Origin of the sequence: uncultured Eudoraea sp. (assembly GCF_947258525.1) — a bacterium.
Lineage (GTDB): Bacteria > Bacteroidota > Bacteroidia > Flavobacteriales > Flavobacteriaceae > Eudoraea.
Genome location: NZ_CAMYIP010000171.1, coordinates 23,255 through 40,075, shown reverse-complemented (window position 1 = coordinate 40,075; position 16,821 = coordinate 23,255). Strand labels below are relative to the sequence as shown.

Sequence of the window (16,821 nt, the reverse complement as noted above, 5' to 3'; positions counted from 1 at the left end):
AAGAATATAAACATAATGCAAATCAAAAAAATTATGAACTTGACCCCGTAACTCTAACCTCCCGATAGCTATCGGGATGAGCTAAGGAGGAATTTAAGCCGCTTTAATTGCTTAAACGGGGTGCAAATATAAATGATTTTTCAAATATGCCCAACAAACAAAAAGTATCTTTTTGTCATTTTTTTGATTTTAATCAAAACTTGGCCTAAAAGCGTGTCACATCTTCAAAAGACCAATTACTCTGCTATCATCTCAAAATCTAAAGTTGTCTTATTCGCAGCTAGAATGACAACATCCTCCTTGGTATTTGGGGCATATTTCATGGCTTCTGCCAGAATAGTATAAGTTCCTTCATCCAGTCCTAAAACCATATAATTACCAGATTCATCTGTTGATGTAGAAGTGATATGCTCTTCGCCATCCCATACGCTAATCTGTACCCCTTCAAGACCGGTTTCAACATCCTCGACCAATGCAGTAACACGGCCTGCTAAACTTCCGGCTATACTCATATTTGATGCCCTAATTACGGGGTTAAAGTTAAACCCTTTGATCCCTGACATACTTTCTATATTTCCCTGGGCAACAAAAGATTTACTGACATCAATATCCAATAAAAGATCACTGCTCAAGCTACTAAAAACTTCAATCGCAGGATTCACAAATACTTTAATGCCCGTTTGCTCACCACTAGGTACCTTTAAATCAAATGTAGTCCCATCTTTCAGTACTACACTGCCTTCTTTTATATAAACCCTTACCAGGTCATAGGAGCCAACCGGTACTTCCGCTTCGCCCATAGCCATGGTAACTCCGTTGGTCAATGTTAATAGATTTACTTTTTGTTCTCCTTCATAAAGGACTTCAAAATTAGAATCATTTTGATCTCCTTGTGATTCATCCATGTTTTTAGCGCGTGTTTCTATTTTATAAATAGTGACATTGGCTTCATCAATAAAATCATATGGAAATGGAGCATCAGTAAGCTTTACAGAAATCTTACCATGCTTTACATATTGAAGTTCATTCCCATATTCGGAACAACCTATAAATAATAATATACCGGAAAAGAGCGCGAAAAGCACATAAGAGTAGGTTTTCATATGTCTAATTTAAGATTAAAGGGGTTACTGAAATTTCGGCTTCAGTGAATTATCATACTAAGTTAATTTTAACTTTTAAATATTCCTTAAAATATCGATGATCTACAGCAATAGTTTGTCAAATAATCAAAAAGTGGTATGATAAAGATGTATAAATGCCGGGTAATGTGAGTTTTAAGAACTCGCCTTACCTTCAAAAGCAATAGCTATTTAACTAACCATTTATAAATATCGTTGCCGTTGGCAAATAACAATAAGGCTATTAAAAGAAAGAACCCTATCATCTGGGCGTACTCCAAAAATTTATCACTTGGCTTTCTGCCTGTTACCATCTCATACAATAAAAAAGTAACATGGCCCCCGTCTAAAGCAGGGATTGGCAATATATTCATGAACGCCAGGATAATAGATATTAATGCTGTAGTTGACCAAAATGCCGGCCAGTTCCAGGTGTCCGGGAACATACCCCCTATTGCGGCAAAGCCGCCTACACCTTTATAGGCACCTGTTTCGGGATTAAATATTTTTTTAAGCTGTTTCATGTAGCTTACCAGGGTGGTAACCCCTTTATCGATTCCCGCCGGAATTGATTCCGCAAAAGTATATTTCCTGGTCTCTAACCTAAGAAAGCCCATTTCCTCCATCTCATCAAAACTAAGGGCGCCCATCCTTATGCCTATGGTAGCGGAATCGCTAATTACAACAGGAATTTGTTCTTCCCATCCATCCCTGCGAACCCTAAGATCTACCTCCTGGCTGGTGTACCTCTCAATAATGGATTTGGCTTCATCAAAATAGGTAATGCTTTGATCCCCAATTCCAATGATCTGATCCTTTACCTGCAAACCGGAATCCTTATTAGCAGATTCTTTGGGTATCTCTCCCACAATAAAAGGAAGCCTTGGGCTTATAAATCTAATTTTATCCTCATCTTCTAATAAGGTAGCTATGAAATCTACAGGGATCTCTTTTTCTACGGTATTCCCATCCCTGTTAATGGTAATGGTGTTGCCATTAATGATTTCACCCAATAAACTATCAAAATTTTCAACTTCTTCCCCATCAATGGCCACAATCTGATCTCCGGTTTGTACCCCTAATTCATCGCCAATGTTCTTTTCTGTAACCCAAATGCCATCTCTTAAACTATCCATGGGGATATACTGGTCTCCGTATGAATAGGCCATCCCAATATAGATTATAACCGCCAGAATAAAGTTTACTGTAACACCTCCCAGCATAATTATCAATCGCTGCCAGGCCGGTTTGGACCTGAACTCCCAGGGCTTCGGTTCTTCGGCCATTTGGGCCGTATCCATACTCTCGTCAATCATGCCTGCTATTTTAACATAACCTCCAAGTGGCAACCACCCTATTCCATATACTGTTTCCCCTATTTTTTTCTTAAAAAGAGAAAATTTAATGTCAAAAAAAAGATAAAATTTCTCTACCCTGGTTTTAAATAGTTTAGCCGGGATAAAATGTCCCAATTCATGCAGGACTATTAAAAGTGAAAGACTCAGGAAAAACTGTATGGTCTTTATAAGTATAGGACTCATCTATAGAATTTATAAGTAAAGCGCACAAAAGTACACTTTTACGAGGTCTTATAAAAAGAAAGTATGGTCACGGGCAGATATTTAAGAAAGTTTTAGCAGCAAACCCGTATCAAAGTTTTTGAATGCTATGATTCGCTGCTGTACCTTTGCAAAAAACTGCGAATGCTTTCTTTCTTCAGTAAATTTAAATTTTTGGGCATTGTACTACTCTTACTTTCCTCTGTAATTATTTATTTGTTTTACAACGCACTGCAACCCAAAAAGGTACTTCCTGTTTATCAACCGGCTGATTTTAACTCAGAATTGGTAGATAGTACCCTGGTCCATGTAAAAAAATACCATACCATTGCCGACTTTTCGCTTACTAACCAAAATGGTGAGATCATTACCCAGGATTTCTATAGAGATAAAATCTATGTGGCCGACTTTTTCTTTACTACCTGCCCCACAATCTGCCCTATAATGACAGATAATATGGTTTATCTGCAATCCAAGATTGCGAACGATAAGGATGTATTGTTGTTATCACATTCCGTTACACCAGATATAGATTCTGTTGCACAACTTAAAAAATACGCTTTGGAAAAAGGGGTGATTGATAAAAAGTGGAATTTAGTAACCGGAAATAAAAAACATATATATGAACTTGCCAGAAAATCCTATTTGGCTGTAAAAGATGATGGTGATGGCGGGCCCTTTGATATGATACATACGGAGAACTTTATTTTAATTGATAAAGAACGCAGGATAAGAGGTACTTATGACGGTACTAACAAAGAGGAAATGGAAAAATTACTACAGGATCTGGAGGTTTTAAAAATGTCTTATGCTAATTGAGGAATCAATTTTCGCTAAAACCAATCATATTATCCAAAGAACATTACTGTTTTTCTTTTTTTAAAATTTGCCCCAATACCTCATCTTTTTCCATTATTTTTGTCCTTACTTAAAATCAATCTAAATAAAAATTGGTTACAACCGTTGCACATTTGAAGCGAGGTGAAAGGGGTATTATTAAAGAATTTACCCAAGGTATGCTACCTATAAAATTGTTAGAATTAGGATGTCTTCCCGGAAATGAAGTAGAATTGATTCAAATAGCCCCTCTAAAGGATCCCATATACATAAATGTTAATGGTTCTCATATAGCTATCAGAAGATCCGTAGCCCTCCAAATAGAGTTGGATCTTATTGAAGACAAAGCCGCATTATGAGTAAAAATATAAATGTAGCACTTATTGGCAACCCTAATACAGGTAAGACCTCTGTTTTTAATCAGTTAACCGGTTTGAAGCAAAAGGTCGGGAATTACCCGGGGATAACTGTTGAAAAAAAGGAGGGTGTCTGTAAATTGCCACGAGGCGTTAAAGCTCATATTCTGGACCTGCCGGGTACCTATAGTCTTAATACTACTTCCCTGGATGAAAGTGTGGTCGTAGAACTGCTTCTGAACAAAAACGATAAAGATTTCCCCGATGTAGCGGTGGTAATAAGTGATGTTGAAAATCTAAAAAGAAATCTCCTCGTTTTCACCCAAATAAAAGACTTAAAAATCCCGACAATTCTGGTCATCAATATGTCGGACAGGATGCCTAAAAAGGGGATTTCACTGGATATATCTCTCCTGGAAGAAAAATTAAATACTAAAATAGCCTTAGTCAGCACAAGAAAAGGTACCGGGATAGAACGAATCCGACAATTGATTGCGGATTATAAAAACTTATCCGATAGGCCTAACCTGGACACCACTGTAATAGCACCGGATTACTTTGAAAGATTACAGCGGACATTTCCCAATGAAGATCTCTACAAATTGTGGCTGGTAATTACACAGGATGTCAACTTCACACCCATTGAGAAAAGAGAGGTAAAAGATACCTCCTCTTTTGCCACTAAGTCCAAGGCAGAACTCAAGAGGCTGCAGCAGAGGGAAACCATCCTAAGGTATCAATTCATAAACGGTGTACTAAAAGAAACCTATAAAGTAGACAGGAATGCTGCAATAGGATTCAGAGCTACAGTAGATAGGATTCTAACCCATAAGATATTTGGTTACTTAATTTTCCTGGTGATATTATTAACCATTTTTCAGGCTATCTATGACTGGAGTAGTTATCCGATGGATTTTATTGATGAACAATTTGCCGCTGCAAGTAATTGGATAAAAGCTACGCTACCGCCAGGAGTGTTTACTAATCTTATTGCCGAAGGTGTTCTGGCGGGAATAGGTGGGATTGTCATATTTATTCCTCAGATTGCCTTCTTGTTTTTGTTTATTGCACTCCTGGAGGAGTCCGGATATATGAGCAGAGTGGTTTTTCTAATGGATCGTATAATGAGGCCGTTCGGACTAAGTGGTAAAAGCGTGGTCCCCTTAATTTCAGGAACGGCATGTGCTATCCCCGCGGTGATGGCTACTCGTAATATTGAAAACTGGAAAGAACGACTAATAACTATTTTAGTAACCCCTTTTGTTACCTGTTCTGCAAGACTTCCGGTTTACCTCATCATCATAGCCCTCGTCATTCCAGAAGGAAGAATTATAGGCTTAAGTTACCAGGCACTTACGCTTACTTTGCTCTATTTAATTGGGTTTGGGGCTGCAATTGGATCTGCAATGATTCTAAACAAAGTTTTGAAAATAAAAAGCAGTTCATTTTTTATGGTAGAAATGCCAAGCTATAAGTTACCCCTTCTTAAAAATGTTGCCATTACTGTTGTTGAAAAGACTAAAAGTTTTGTTTATGGTGCCGGGAAGATTATCCTCGCAATTTCAATTGTCTTATGGTTTTTAGGTTCCAATGGTTACTCCTCCAACTTTAGAAATGCCGATAAAATAATTAGTGAAAGAATTGAAACTGAAGGTTTAACAAGTTACAATACTACCAGCATTCAAAATGAATTGAATGAATATGAAACGTTCCTAAAGGATAGTTTAGACCAAATTAATACTAATGTCCTAAGGGATTCATTAAATCAAAAAGAGCTCGTTCTTTTTCAAAAAGCACGTAAACAGGAAATTGCAGGTTTTAAACTTGAAAATTCATATATAGGTAATATTGGTAAGGCTCTGGAACCTGCGGTAGCGCCATTAGGGTACGACTGGAAGATAGGGATTGCCGTACTGACTTCCTTTGCGGCGCGAGAAGTATTTGTCGGGACTTTAGCAACTATCTACAGTGTTGGAAATGATGAAGAAGATACCATTAAACACAGGATGGCCTCTGAAATAAATCCGGTTACTAAAAAGCCATTATTTGATCTTGCATCGGGTATTTCATTGCTCCTGTTTTACGCCTTTGCCATGCAGTGTATGAGTACGCTGGCTATCGTAAAGCGCGAGACCAATAGCTGGCGATGGCCGATGGCGCAATTAGTAATAATGAGCGTTTTTGCGTATATTGTAGCTTTAATTGCATATCAGGTTTTGAAATAAAATGAGTGTATTACAACCCATATTAGTTTATCTTACTCTGGCTATAGCCATCTTCTACTTAGCCAAAAAATACCTGCTGCCCAAGCGTCTGTTTGCTTCCAAAAAAGGAACCAAAAGCGGATGTGAAGAGGGTAATTGCGGATGCCATTAAGCTTATACCATATTGACAATAAAAGAATAAAACAACAACCCCCATCCTATTATCAAAAGCAATCCCCCTAGAGGGGTAATTGGGCCCAAAAATTTCAGGGATTTCCCTTTGGAAGCTGCGATTACAAGACCATATATACTAAAAGAAAAAAGAAAAGTGCCCAATATAAAGCAGTAGGCCATATTTTTCTCCAAAGCTGTTGTAAAACCCAGGTTAAATCCTAATATAAGCAATAAAATAGCATGGAACATTTGATACTTTACCCCTGTATCAAAACTTTTAAGCTGATCCTCCGATAGTGATTTCTTTAACTTATGCGCGCCAAATGCACCAAATAATACGGCAAGCAATCCAAACAAAGCACCCAGCAATTGAACAAGTAGTATAGTCTCCATAATATTTTTAAATATACAGATAGTGGGGGAATACCTCAACTTATAAACAACAAAAAACCCATCAGGAAAATTCTGATGGGTTAGACTCATAACTTTGAATGCTAGATCTGGCTCATACCGCCATCTACGGCGAGCTCTATACCATTTACGTAACTGGCATCATTGGAAGCAAGGAAAAGGACCGCATTGGCAATTTCCTGTGATTCACCAAAACGTTTCAAAGGATTTGAGGCGGCAAAGCACTGTCCCATCTGCGAAACTGCTTCTTCGGGCATACCCATTTTATTATAAATAGGAGTTGCAATTGGTCCGGGAGCTATTGAATTCACGCGTATATGACGAGGGGCCAATTCTGTAGTTAATACCCTCGCATACGCTCTAAGCGCACCTTTGGTTGCACTGTAAGCCGCTGCTAAGCCCTAATAGGTAACTATGAGCTTGTTAAAAGAATGTTGCTATTCCCCGCTTTTTAAGATGATACGTTAAATGAAGTAAATTTTCTTTAAAGCGAAACCTGAATTTCTTTATCCCCTTCTACTTTAAATGAGCATTCGCTGTATTTTGGAGGTCCAAATGTTTTCATCTTACCTATGGAAAAACAAATGGGTTCTTTTGGGATTCCAATCCAGTTGGTATCCAATTCATCATCACCATCTTCATCATGAAAAATAGCCAGTGCATACTCCCCATCCGGTAAATCATCTATTATTACCCATGTATTCCCTAATTGGGCTTTGCTAGTGCCTCCGGAAAACATTTTATCTGAATCCAAAAAACTATCAGAACTGTCGTAAACTGCAACATGAACACTCCCGTTATCGTTTTTAACGCCTGTAACATCTACAGAAAGTTTATTTTGGGAAAACATCATTAAAGGCAGGAGCAGAAGATTTAGGAATAATAATTTCATTATTTTAAATTATAGGTTTGTAGTAGGTAACTGTTTTTTACTGTTTTAATTGTGTTTGTTGTGCCCCAATTTTTTCATCGAGGTAAAGATATAACTCTTTTGTTTTAGTAGAATCAGATAAATTGATAAAAAGCTGAAGGGAATCTTTGTAAGTTAATTTGATCTTCTGATCATTCAGGTTATCTACATAGATATATACCGGTTTTTCTTCATTAAGGGAATCTTTAAAAATCCCTTTTTCCTTTTCCCAGGCCGAAAATCCATTTTTACGATCTAATGATGGAATTTTGCTTACCATAGATACATTATTCATTGAATTAAATGGCAATTCTATATAATATATACCGGATAATATCTGGATCCTATCAGCTTTCTTCCAAATCCAATTTTTATAATGCGCCATAAAACTCAGGATACTCACAATCACAGCCAGAATAATGAGTATGTTCCAGAGCCAATGCCTTTTTTTCCCTTTCATTGTTTAGTCATTTTCACCCTATTCACGATACTTTTCAAACCAGGCAATCGTATGGGCGATTTTCGTAATTAAGTTACTCGGCTTGCTAGCAATACTATGACTTGCTCCCGGGATCTCAACCAATACAGTTTCAATTTTCCTCAATTTCAAAGCATGATATAACTGTTTGGCTTCACTAGGTGGTGTTCTTAAATCTTCCATCCCAACCATTACCATCGTAGGGGTTTCTATATTACCAACGAGAGACAAAGGAGAAAATTTCCAATAACCTTCAAAATTTTCCCAGGGCTGACCCGGATATCGCGAATTGGCATACCCAAAATAATTATCTGCAACAAGGGTTTTGCTTATCCAGTTCATCACAGGCTTAGCAACTACAGCAGCTCTGAACCTGTTGTTTTTCCCTATTATCCATGCAGTCATTATACCCCCGGCACTCCCGCCTGTAACATAAAGTTGATCTTCATGAGCAATGCCATTTTTGATACAATAATCAACACCGTCAATTACATCATTATAATCCTCACCCGGGTAATTATTATATAATAGATTCCCAAATTCTTCCCCATAACTTGTACTCCCCCGGGCGTTCGGATAAAATACTATATAACCCGCTGCTGCATATAACTGCATTTCTGCGGAAAACCTGTCCCCATAGTTAAGAACCGGCCCTCCGTGATTTTCAACCAGAAACGGATATTTTCTATTCTTGTCATAATCTGGAGGGTAAACCACCCAGCCTTGCAGGTCTCTTTGATCTACGGACGATTTATACCAAACTTCCTCAACATTACCCAAAGTGCGGTAATCAAATAAGGCCTTATTTAGAGCAGTAATCCTGGTTGTTCTTTTGGATTTAGAATCCCTTACAGCCAGTTCAGCAGGGTAATCTGGTCTGCTTTGGGTAAAAGCTATCGTACCCTCCCGGGAAGCACTAAAAGATCCGCCGGCGTAGGGGCGGCCAATAGAAGTCCCCCCGAGGTTATCTGCCAGTTTCGAAATTTTCCCTTCTAAGGAAATATAGCCCACTTTGGTATTTCCTTTATCATCATATGAGATATAGAGTCCCGCATTCTTTGCATCCCAAATCATCCCGGAGATACTCCTGTCGAGATCTTTGGATAAAACCATTTTCCCAGTCCCATCGGACTTCATGATATGTAATTTTCTTACCTGATACGTTTGGACTTTATCCTGATATCCCAAATAGGCAATATACTTACCATCTGGTGAAACTACAGGATTATTATCGGGCCCTTTTCGTTCTGTTAAGGCTTTTATGCGTCCTGAAGTAACCTCTACCTGGTAGATCTCACTATTACGGAAATCATATTCCCAGTTATCAGTTCTGTTTCCCGAGAAAAATATTCTATCCCCTTCTGCAGACCATGAAAGTTGCCCTCTATGATGGTAATCTCCGGAAGTGAGTTGGCGTATTGCCCCACCCTGTGCAGGGATTACAAATATGTGATTGAAGCCTGGCTTTATATAACCGCGTCCATCTGCCTCATGATACAACCGATCTGTTATTCTTGGTTTTTCTGCCCATTTCGCGCCTTCAGGTTTTTCAGGGATTTTAGCAATTACGGGTGGATCTTTTTCAACATTCATGGAAAATGCCAATTGGTCCCCTTTTGGAGACCAGGTCAATGAACCTGGGCTAAATGGGAGCTGGCTAATTTTTGCCAATTTACCGCTATTAAGCCAATACATATAAATCTCAGAACCTTCGGTTGTTGTGCTTATAAATGCAATTCTATCTCCGCTTGGAGACCATCGGGGACTTCGCTCGCTCGCTTCAAGTGAGCTAAGTTTTTGATGCCCTGAACCATCAGAATTAATTATCCATAGATTCCCATCGGCTTTGTCCTTCATTATGTCAAAACCCATTCTCCTATATACTATCCGGGAACCATTTGGTGCTATTTGCGGGTCAGAAACATACTCCAGTTTAAATACATCCAAGTAGCTGAACTTTTGTTTTTGTGTATAAGCCTGAAATGTAATTAATACTAAAAGAAGGGCATAGAAAAGTTTTCTGTGATTCATTATTAAAAATTTGGTTTAAGCATTAAACTTAGATATTAACTTTGGGCAAAGCAAAATAAATGCCTCACTTTGTATTTAGAATTAAACTGCAGGAAAAACAGCTTTAAAAGTCATAAAATTTTAGGTCAAAATTAGTATCTTTATAGTTACGACCAAATTTTAGGGTCAATCAAAAACTCATGTTTTTACAATAATTCTTTTACATAACATACGCTGAATGTTTTTACCGGAAGATCTTCTACAAGCCAAAAAGAGAAAAGACCTTATCGCCATTGCCAATGAAAAGGAAATGGACATTTCCAAGGTACTTAACAGACTTCGCTATGAAGAAGAACTTAAACTTTTGCAGCTAGAACTGGTAACCTTACAGCGTTGGGTAATTAAAAAAAAACTTAGGGTAGCTATAATTTTTGAAGGCAGGGATGCAGCTGGCAAAGGAGGAGCTATAAAGCGTTTTACAGAACACCTTAATCCAAGGTCCATGAGGGTTGTAGCTCTTTCTAAACCTACTGACGTGGAAGGCGGTCAATGGTATTTTAGAAGATATATAAAAGAACTGCCAAATCCTGGAGAGATTGTGTTTTTCGACAGAAGTTGGTATAACCGGGCGGTTGTTGAACCTGTAATGGGATTTTGCAATAAAAATGAATATCAACAATTTATGGTTCAGGTTCCGGGGTTCGAACACATGCTTTATGAAGATGGTGTTCAACTTGTAAAGTTTTGGTTTTCTATTTCTAAAAAAGAGCAAAAAAAGCGAATAGAAAGTCGGTTATTAAATCCCTTAAAAAAATGGAAATTTAGTCCGGTTGATAAAAAGGGGCAGGCCTTGTGGGATAAATACAGTTTTTATAAAGAACAGATGTTTTCTAAAACACACACCACCTTTAGCCCCTGGATAATTGTAAAGGCCAATAGCAAAAAAACTGCCCGTCTTGAGAGTATTCGTTATGTGCTTTCCAGGTTTGATTACACGAAAAAAACAAAGCATAAAACAAGCATATTACCAGATCCCAATATCGTTCTGAGATATTACAGGCATATAGAACAAATTGATATATAAAAGATGACTACCAAAGATAAGAAACAGATTCAGCTCAGTGAAGATGATATTTCTTTGCTTAACTCTTCAGTGGGCTTGACAAGTCTGCTGTCTGATAAAAAGACCAATGTTGAAAAGGCCTTGAGGTCGACAAGGCACGAAATGAAAATTAAAGAACTTCAGACAGAACTCATAAAACTGCAAAATTGGGTAATAGCTAAGAATAAGAAAATAGTTGTAATTTTTGAAGGGCGTGATGCCGCGGGCAAAGGCGGAGCTATTCGAAGAATAACTGCCTATATAAATCCCAGAATGTACAGAATTGTTGCCTTGCCTAAACCAACTGTCGAAGAAAGTGGCCAATGGTATTTTCAACGTTATGTAAATAGGCTTCCAAAACCTGGTGAAATGGTTTTCTTTGACCGAAGTTGGTACAACCGGGCTGTTGTTGAGCCCGTTAACGGCTTTTGCACTAAACCACAGTATCAGAATTTTATGAAACAGGTTAATGGCTTTGAAAGAATGATCATGGATTCCGACACCTATTTAATAAAGTTCTATTTTTCTATTACCAAGGAAGAACAGGCAAACAGGTTTAAGGAAATTAAATCTAACCCGTTAAAAAAATGGAAAATGACTGCTGTTGACCGCAAAGCACAGGAACTGTGGGACGAATACACGGCCTTTAAACTAAAAATGTTTGAGCAAACAGATTTAAAAGACTCCCCCTGGATAATTATAGATGCCAACAGAAAAACTGATGCGCGAATTGAAGCATTGAGCTATTTAATTGATACTATCCCCTATGAAATTGTAGAAGAGGAAGAAGTTTAATTCTAATTTTACAGATTATCGTATCTTTACTTAAGGACTATGATGGTAAAATTCGTTTCCATAGCAGCTTCTTTCCTAATTCTGATACAAAGCTTTAACATTTGTATCAGCGATCTCGTAGATCTTGGTGAATTAATAGAACATGCTAAATATCATTCTGAGAAATACGGCGATAACTTGTTTGTCTTTCTTTCGAAGCACTATGGAGATCTTGAAGCAGATCACAGTAAAAAACATCAGGAAGAAAAACAACAGCACGAAGAATTACCATTTCAACACCAGCCCCATATGACACTGCTTTCGGCTTTTGTGATCAAGGATCTGCAGGCATATCAACTTAAACCCGTTGACGATTTGCTAACTTCAACGGCAAATTTCTTTTATCAGGCTTCATATTCTAATTGCGAGAAAGAGGGCCCTTTCCAACCCCCCCGCGCGGTATAAATTATCTTGGTTTATTTTTTCACAGGCATAATTTTCCTTTTTAATTATGCATGATTATCAATCATTATTCCATGGATTATGTTATCTCGTATTATAGAATTCAGTATTCAGAAGAAATTTATTATTCTACTATTCACTTTATTTTTAGTGGGTTTTGGGCTTTATTCCCTCCTCCGGATATCTATTGGCGCCGTTCCGGATGTTACGAATAACCAGGTACAGGTAATCACTACCTCAAGAAGCCTGTCTACCCAGGAAATGGAGCAATTTATTACCTATCCGGTAGAACTTGAAATGGCTAATTTACCCGGTGTTCAGGAAATAAGATCTATCTCCAAATTTGGCCTATCAGTAGTTACCATTGTCTTTAATGATGATATGGGAACTTACCTTCCCCGGCAGTTGATCGCTGAAAAAATTAAGTCGGCTTCGGAAAAAATTCCTGAAGGTTTTGGCACCCCGGAAATGGGGCCTATCACCACAGGTTTAGGTGAAATCTATCAATACATACTGGATGTAAAACCCGGATATGAGGGGAAATACTCAACTACAGACCTGAGAACCATACAGGACTGGATTGTTAAAAGACAACTCTCAGGTATTCCCGGAGTTGTTGAAGTTAACACCTGGGGAGGTTTTTTAAAACAATATGAAGTCGCAATTAGTACAGAAAAACTAAATGCGATGAACGTTACGGCTAAGGAGGTTATAAATGCCCTTGAATTAAACAATAGTGTAACAGGCGGAGGATATATTGAAAAAGTAAATCAGGCTTATTTTATTCGGGGTGAAGGTTTAGTTTCTTCTTTGGATGACATTAAAAACATTGTAGTAAAAAAAGAGAATTCAATCCCTATTTATATAAAGGATGTCGCTAAAGTGGGGTTTGGAAGTGCAACGCGTTTTGGAGCTATCACGGCTAATGGGGAAGGTGAAAAAGTACTGGGACAGGTAATGATGCTTAAAAATGCAAATTCCAAAGAGGTTATTGATGCCGTTAAAGACAGGGTATCCTCAATCTCAAAGAGTTTACCGGAAGGTATACAAATAAATGCCTTTCTGGATAGAAGTGAACTTATTGGTAAAACGACATTTACAGTTACAGAGAATCTGATTTTTGGATGCCTGATTGTGATCTTTGTTGTAGTCCTGCTGTTGGGAAATTTAAGATCGGGCCTGGTGGTTGCTTCCGTTATTCCGCTTAGTTTACTCTTTGCTTTGTCCCTGATGTATTTATTTAATGTGGATGCCAATTTAATGAGTCTGGGGGCAATAGACTTTGGAATTATTATAGACGGAGCGGTAATTATAGTAGAATTCATAGCATTTCAAATTACCGTCAAAAAAGATGAATTGTACAGACTTTCCAGGACTGATCAGTCAAAATTCAGAGATAAAATAACGTATCAAGGGGCGTCTAAAATGATGAATTCGGCGATTTTTGGCCAGTTAATTATCCTGATTGTCTTTATCCCTATTTTATCACTTAGTGGCGTTGAAGGTAAAATGTTTCGGCCCATGGCCTTAACTTTTAGCTTTGCTCTGATAGGTGCAATGATCATGTGTTTTACGTATGTTCCGGTAATGGCGTCTTTGTTCCTGAAACCCTCTGATACTTCAAAAAAGAACATTTCATTTAGACTGATGAGATGGCTAAATAAATCTTTTGATCCCATAATACATTGGGGATTTGAACGTAAAAGATTGGTGTTAAGTCTGGCAGCTCTTGTCCTGGCCTTAACCGTACCCCTATTTATATCCCTGGGTGGTGAATTTGTCCCCACATTGGATGAAGGCGACTTTGTAATACAGCCTGTTTTAAAAACAGGAACATCATTGACAAAAACGGTAGAAACAACCACGAAGATAGAGCAAATCCTACTGGATAATTTTCCGGAAGTAAAGCAGGTAGTGACCAGGATAGGAGCGGCAGAAGTGCCTACAGACCCTATGTCTATGGAAGAGAGTGATGTCATAATAATTTTGAAGTCGAAAAGTGATTGGGTATCAGCCAAAACCAAGGATGAATTGGCCAATAAGTTCAAAGAAGCCCTCTCCATACTACCGGGTATTGAAGTAGAATTTACCCAACCTATTGAAATGAGGTTTAACGAATTGATAACAGGTGTAAGGGCAGATATTGCGATCAAAATATTTGGAGAAGATCTGGAAATCCTCAGCAAAAAGGGGAATGAAATAAAATCATTAATTGAAAATGTCGATGGGGCTGCAGACATAACTGTTGAAAAAATAGTTGGCCTGCCTCAAATGAATGTCCAGTACGATCGCGAAAAAATTGCTCGTTATAACCTGAATATCAAAGAACTCAATGATATGGTTGCCATGGGCTTTGCCGGAAGAAAAGTGGGGAATATTTATGAAGGTGAGAAGCGGTTTGATTTGGTGGTCCGCCTTACGAATGAAAATAGGCAGGATATTGAAAATCTCAAAAATTTATATGTCGATATCCCCTCTAATGGTAAAATACCACTAAGTGAACTGGCTGATATCACATATCAAAAAGGAGCCGCCAAAATTTCCCGAGATGATACTAAAAGAAGGATAGTAGTAGGAATAAACGTTCGTAACCGTGATTTGCAGTCAGTAGTTAATGATGCACAAAAATTAATAGATGATAATATAACCCTACCAGTAGGATATACTATAAGCTATGGTGGACAATTTGAAAATCTTCAAAGTGCGAGATCCAGATTATTGGTTGCGGTCCCAATTGCTTTAATATTAATTTTTGTAATGCTCTTTCTGGCTTTTAAATCCTTCAAAGAAACACTAATGATTTTTACTGCAATTCCACTGGCATCCGTTGGAGGAGTTTTACTATTATGGTTAAGAGATTTACCATTTAGTATTTCCGCAGGAGTAGGCTTTATTGCACTTTTTGGTATTGCTGTTCTAAACGGCATAGTTTTAATAGAACATTTTAAAGAACTTAATATAGAAAAATTTGGGAGTATGGAAGCACTAATTATTCAGGGCACAAAAGATCGGCTGAGGGCCGTGTTACTTACTGCATCGGCAGCTGCATTAGGGTTTTTGCCAATGGCAATTTCTACAAATGTTGGCGCTGAAGTTCAGCGCCCCCTGGCAACAGTTGTCATAGGTGGCCTGGTAAGTGCAACACTATTGACACTTATTGTACTGCCGGTATTATATAGTATCTTTAATAAACCGGGGAAGCCGGTATTTAAAGGACTTTTAAAAAAGAACAAGTCCTATAAGCTTCTTATCGCAACAACACTTTTTACACCTTTTTTAAATGCACAGGAAAGTGGTTTAACATTAGATGGATTAGTAGAAATTGCATTAGAAAATAACGCGGGCTTAAAAGCAAAATCCTTAAGAGTTAGCAAATCTGATGCCATGATATCCAGTGCTTTCAGTTTTGACAAAACCAGAATTTACTACGAGTATGACCAAAATAATATTGCTATCAATGGGGAACCCATAGGTGTATTCGGAGTAGAACAGGACTTCCTCTTTCCAACGGTTTATTTCTCCAAAAAAAAGGTAAACAAGGCTGGTTTAGATCTAGAATCCAGTGCTTATGAAGTTCAAAAGAAAATTTTGAAAAAGAAGGTTACTTCAAGATTTTATGAATATCAATATACCAAAGAGAGGGAATTTATTTATAAGCAAATTGATAGCCTGTTTCGGAATTTCGCAGCAATCGCCGAGCGCCGATTTGAACTCGGAGAAACTAACTACCTGGAAAAAATAACCACTCAGTCCAGACAAAAACAAATAGAAATTAAATTAGAGGAAGCAACGCAAGACGTTGTGCTGGCTTATAGAAATTTAATTAAGGTTGTCCAGGTCGAAGACAGCATAAATATTGGACTGGCTTTTCAAAAGAAAGTTAAATTGAGTCCTGAGGATTTGGAAAACAGCTTAGAATTAGAATATTATTCGAGTAGAGTTGATCTCTTTAATAATCAACGTAGTTATGAAAAACAACTTCTGCTACCCGATCTGAGTTTAAGTTATTTTCAGGGATCAAACAGCGGTTTAAATGAAACTCTGTCTGGTTACTATCTGGGGCTTAAAATTCCAATATTGTTTTTTGGCCAATCTTCTAAAATTAAGGCGTCTTCCATTGCCCGGGAAATTGCAGTAGAAGAATCTAAGGAGTATGAAGTTCAATTAAACATTGAATATGCGTCACTTAATGCTAAATTAATTAAGCAGGAAAAGGCACTGAAATATTATGAAGATGAGGGTACAGCCCTCTCAGACGAAATTTTGAAAACGGCTACCGTGAGTTTTATAAACGGAGAAATAAATTATTTCCAGTATATCCTAAGTCTTGAAAATGCATATGAGATAAAACTGGATTACTTAAAAAGCCTTAATGAATACAATCAAACTGTTATTGCCATAAACTATCTAACTTATTAAAATC

At 37.7% G+C, this 16,821-nt stretch carries 14 protein-coding genes and 1 pseudogene; 8 read left to right on the top strand and 7 right to left on the bottom strand.

Annotated features, from left to right (window positions below):
• Positions 1-236: 236 nt before the first annotated feature.
• The gene (locus tag Q0X89_RS13020) at positions 237-1,103 is read right to left on the bottom strand and encodes a DUF4382 domain-containing protein (protein WP_297694857.1); all 867 of its coding nucleotides are present in this window, start codon (positions 1,101-1,103) and stop codon (positions 237-239) included.
• A gap of 206 nt (positions 1,104-1,309) precedes the next feature.
• Entirely contained in the window at positions 1,310-2,662 is a 1,353-nt protein-coding gene (gene rseP / locus Q0X89_RS13015) for an RIP metalloprotease RseP (RefSeq protein WP_297694855.1), read from the bottom strand.
• A gap of 162 nt (positions 2,663-2,824) precedes the next feature.
• On the opposite strand from rseP, the gene Q0X89_RS13010 reads away from it, so the two are divergent.
• From Q0X89_RS13010 to Q0X89_RS12995, 4 genes are all read left to right on the top strand, one after another.
• Positions 2,825-3,499 carry an SCO family protein gene (locus Q0X89_RS13010; protein WP_297694853.1) on the top strand — a complete coding sequence of 225 codons (675 nt, stop codon included), beginning with the start codon at positions 2,825-2,827 and terminating at the stop codon, positions 3,497-3,499.
• A 131-nt stretch (positions 3,500-3,630) separates the two neighbouring features.
• Positions 3,631-3,876, top strand: coding sequence for a FeoA family protein (locus tag Q0X89_RS13005; RefSeq protein WP_297694851.1), 246 nt, complete (start codon positions 3,631-3,633; stop codon positions 3,874-3,876).
• A complete protein-coding gene (gene feoB, locus Q0X89_RS13000; RefSeq protein WP_297694850.1) occupies positions 3,873-6,098 on the top strand; it encodes a ferrous iron transport protein B in 2,226 nt (741 codons plus the stop codon). Before Q0X89_RS13005 ends, feoB begins: the two co-directional genes overlap by 4 nt.
• 1 nt (position 6,099) lies before the next feature.
• On the top strand, positions 6,100-6,249 hold the full coding sequence (locus tag Q0X89_RS12995) for a hypothetical protein (RefSeq protein ID WP_297694848.1): 150 nt from the start codon (positions 6,100-6,102) through the stop codon (positions 6,247-6,249).
• A 2-nt stretch (positions 6,250-6,251) separates the two neighbouring features.
• On the opposite strand, the gene Q0X89_RS12990 is transcribed toward Q0X89_RS12995, so the two are convergent.
• From Q0X89_RS12990 to Q0X89_RS12970, 5 genes and pseudogenes are all read right to left on the bottom strand, one after another.
• Positions 6,252-6,644 carry a DUF423 domain-containing protein gene (locus Q0X89_RS12990; protein WP_297694846.1) on the bottom strand — a complete coding sequence of 131 codons (393 nt, stop codon included), beginning with the start codon at positions 6,642-6,644 and terminating at the stop codon, positions 6,252-6,254.
• A 101-nt stretch (positions 6,645-6,745) separates the two neighbouring features.
• Positions 6,746-7,045 (bottom strand): annotated as a pseudogene (locus Q0X89_RS12985) (SDR family oxidoreductase); the annotation flags it as partial.
• 101 nt (positions 7,046-7,146) lie between these two features.
• Complete coding sequence (locus tag Q0X89_RS12980; protein WP_297694844.1) at positions 7,147-7,554, bottom strand: DUF2141 domain-containing protein; 408 nt, start codon at positions 7,552-7,554, stop codon at positions 7,147-7,149.
• Positions 7,555-7,591: 37 nt separating this feature from the next.
• Positions 7,592-8,032 (bottom strand): hypothetical protein, encoded by a 441-nt coding sequence (locus Q0X89_RS12975; RefSeq protein WP_297694841.1) that lies wholly within the window; start codon positions 8,030-8,032, stop codon positions 7,592-7,594.
• Between the two features lie 18 nt (positions 8,033-8,050).
• Positions 8,051-10,081 (bottom strand): S9 family peptidase, encoded by a 2,031-nt coding sequence (locus tag Q0X89_RS12970; RefSeq protein WP_297694839.1) that lies wholly within the window; start codon positions 10,079-10,081, stop codon positions 8,051-8,053.
• A gap of 217 nt (positions 10,082-10,298) precedes the next feature.
• Between Q0X89_RS12970 and ppk2 (Q0X89_RS12965) the strand changes: the two genes are divergently transcribed.
• The 4 genes from ppk2 (Q0X89_RS12965) (at position 10,299) to Q0X89_RS12950 (ending at position 16,817) form a co-directional block, all read left to right on the top strand.
• Positions 10,299-11,144, top strand: coding sequence for a polyphosphate kinase 2 (gene ppk2 / locus Q0X89_RS12965; RefSeq protein WP_297694837.1), 846 nt, complete (start codon positions 10,299-10,301; stop codon positions 11,142-11,144).
• 3 nt (positions 11,145-11,147) lie between these two features.
• Entirely contained in the window at positions 11,148-11,957 is an 810-nt protein-coding gene (gene ppk2, locus Q0X89_RS12960) for a polyphosphate kinase 2 (protein ID WP_297694835.1), read from the top strand.
• A gap of 39 nt (positions 11,958-11,996) precedes the next feature.
• Positions 11,997-12,401, top strand: a complete 405-nt coding sequence (locus tag Q0X89_RS12955; RefSeq protein WP_297694833.1) for a hypothetical protein — start codon at positions 11,997-11,999, stop codon at positions 12,399-12,401.
• Positions 12,402-12,479: 78 nt separating this feature from the next.
• Complete coding sequence (locus Q0X89_RS12950; RefSeq protein WP_297694831.1) at positions 12,480-16,817, top strand: CusA/CzcA family heavy metal efflux RND transporter; 4,338 nt, start codon at positions 12,480-12,482, stop codon at positions 16,815-16,817.
• Positions 16,818-16,821: the final 4 nt, after the last annotated feature.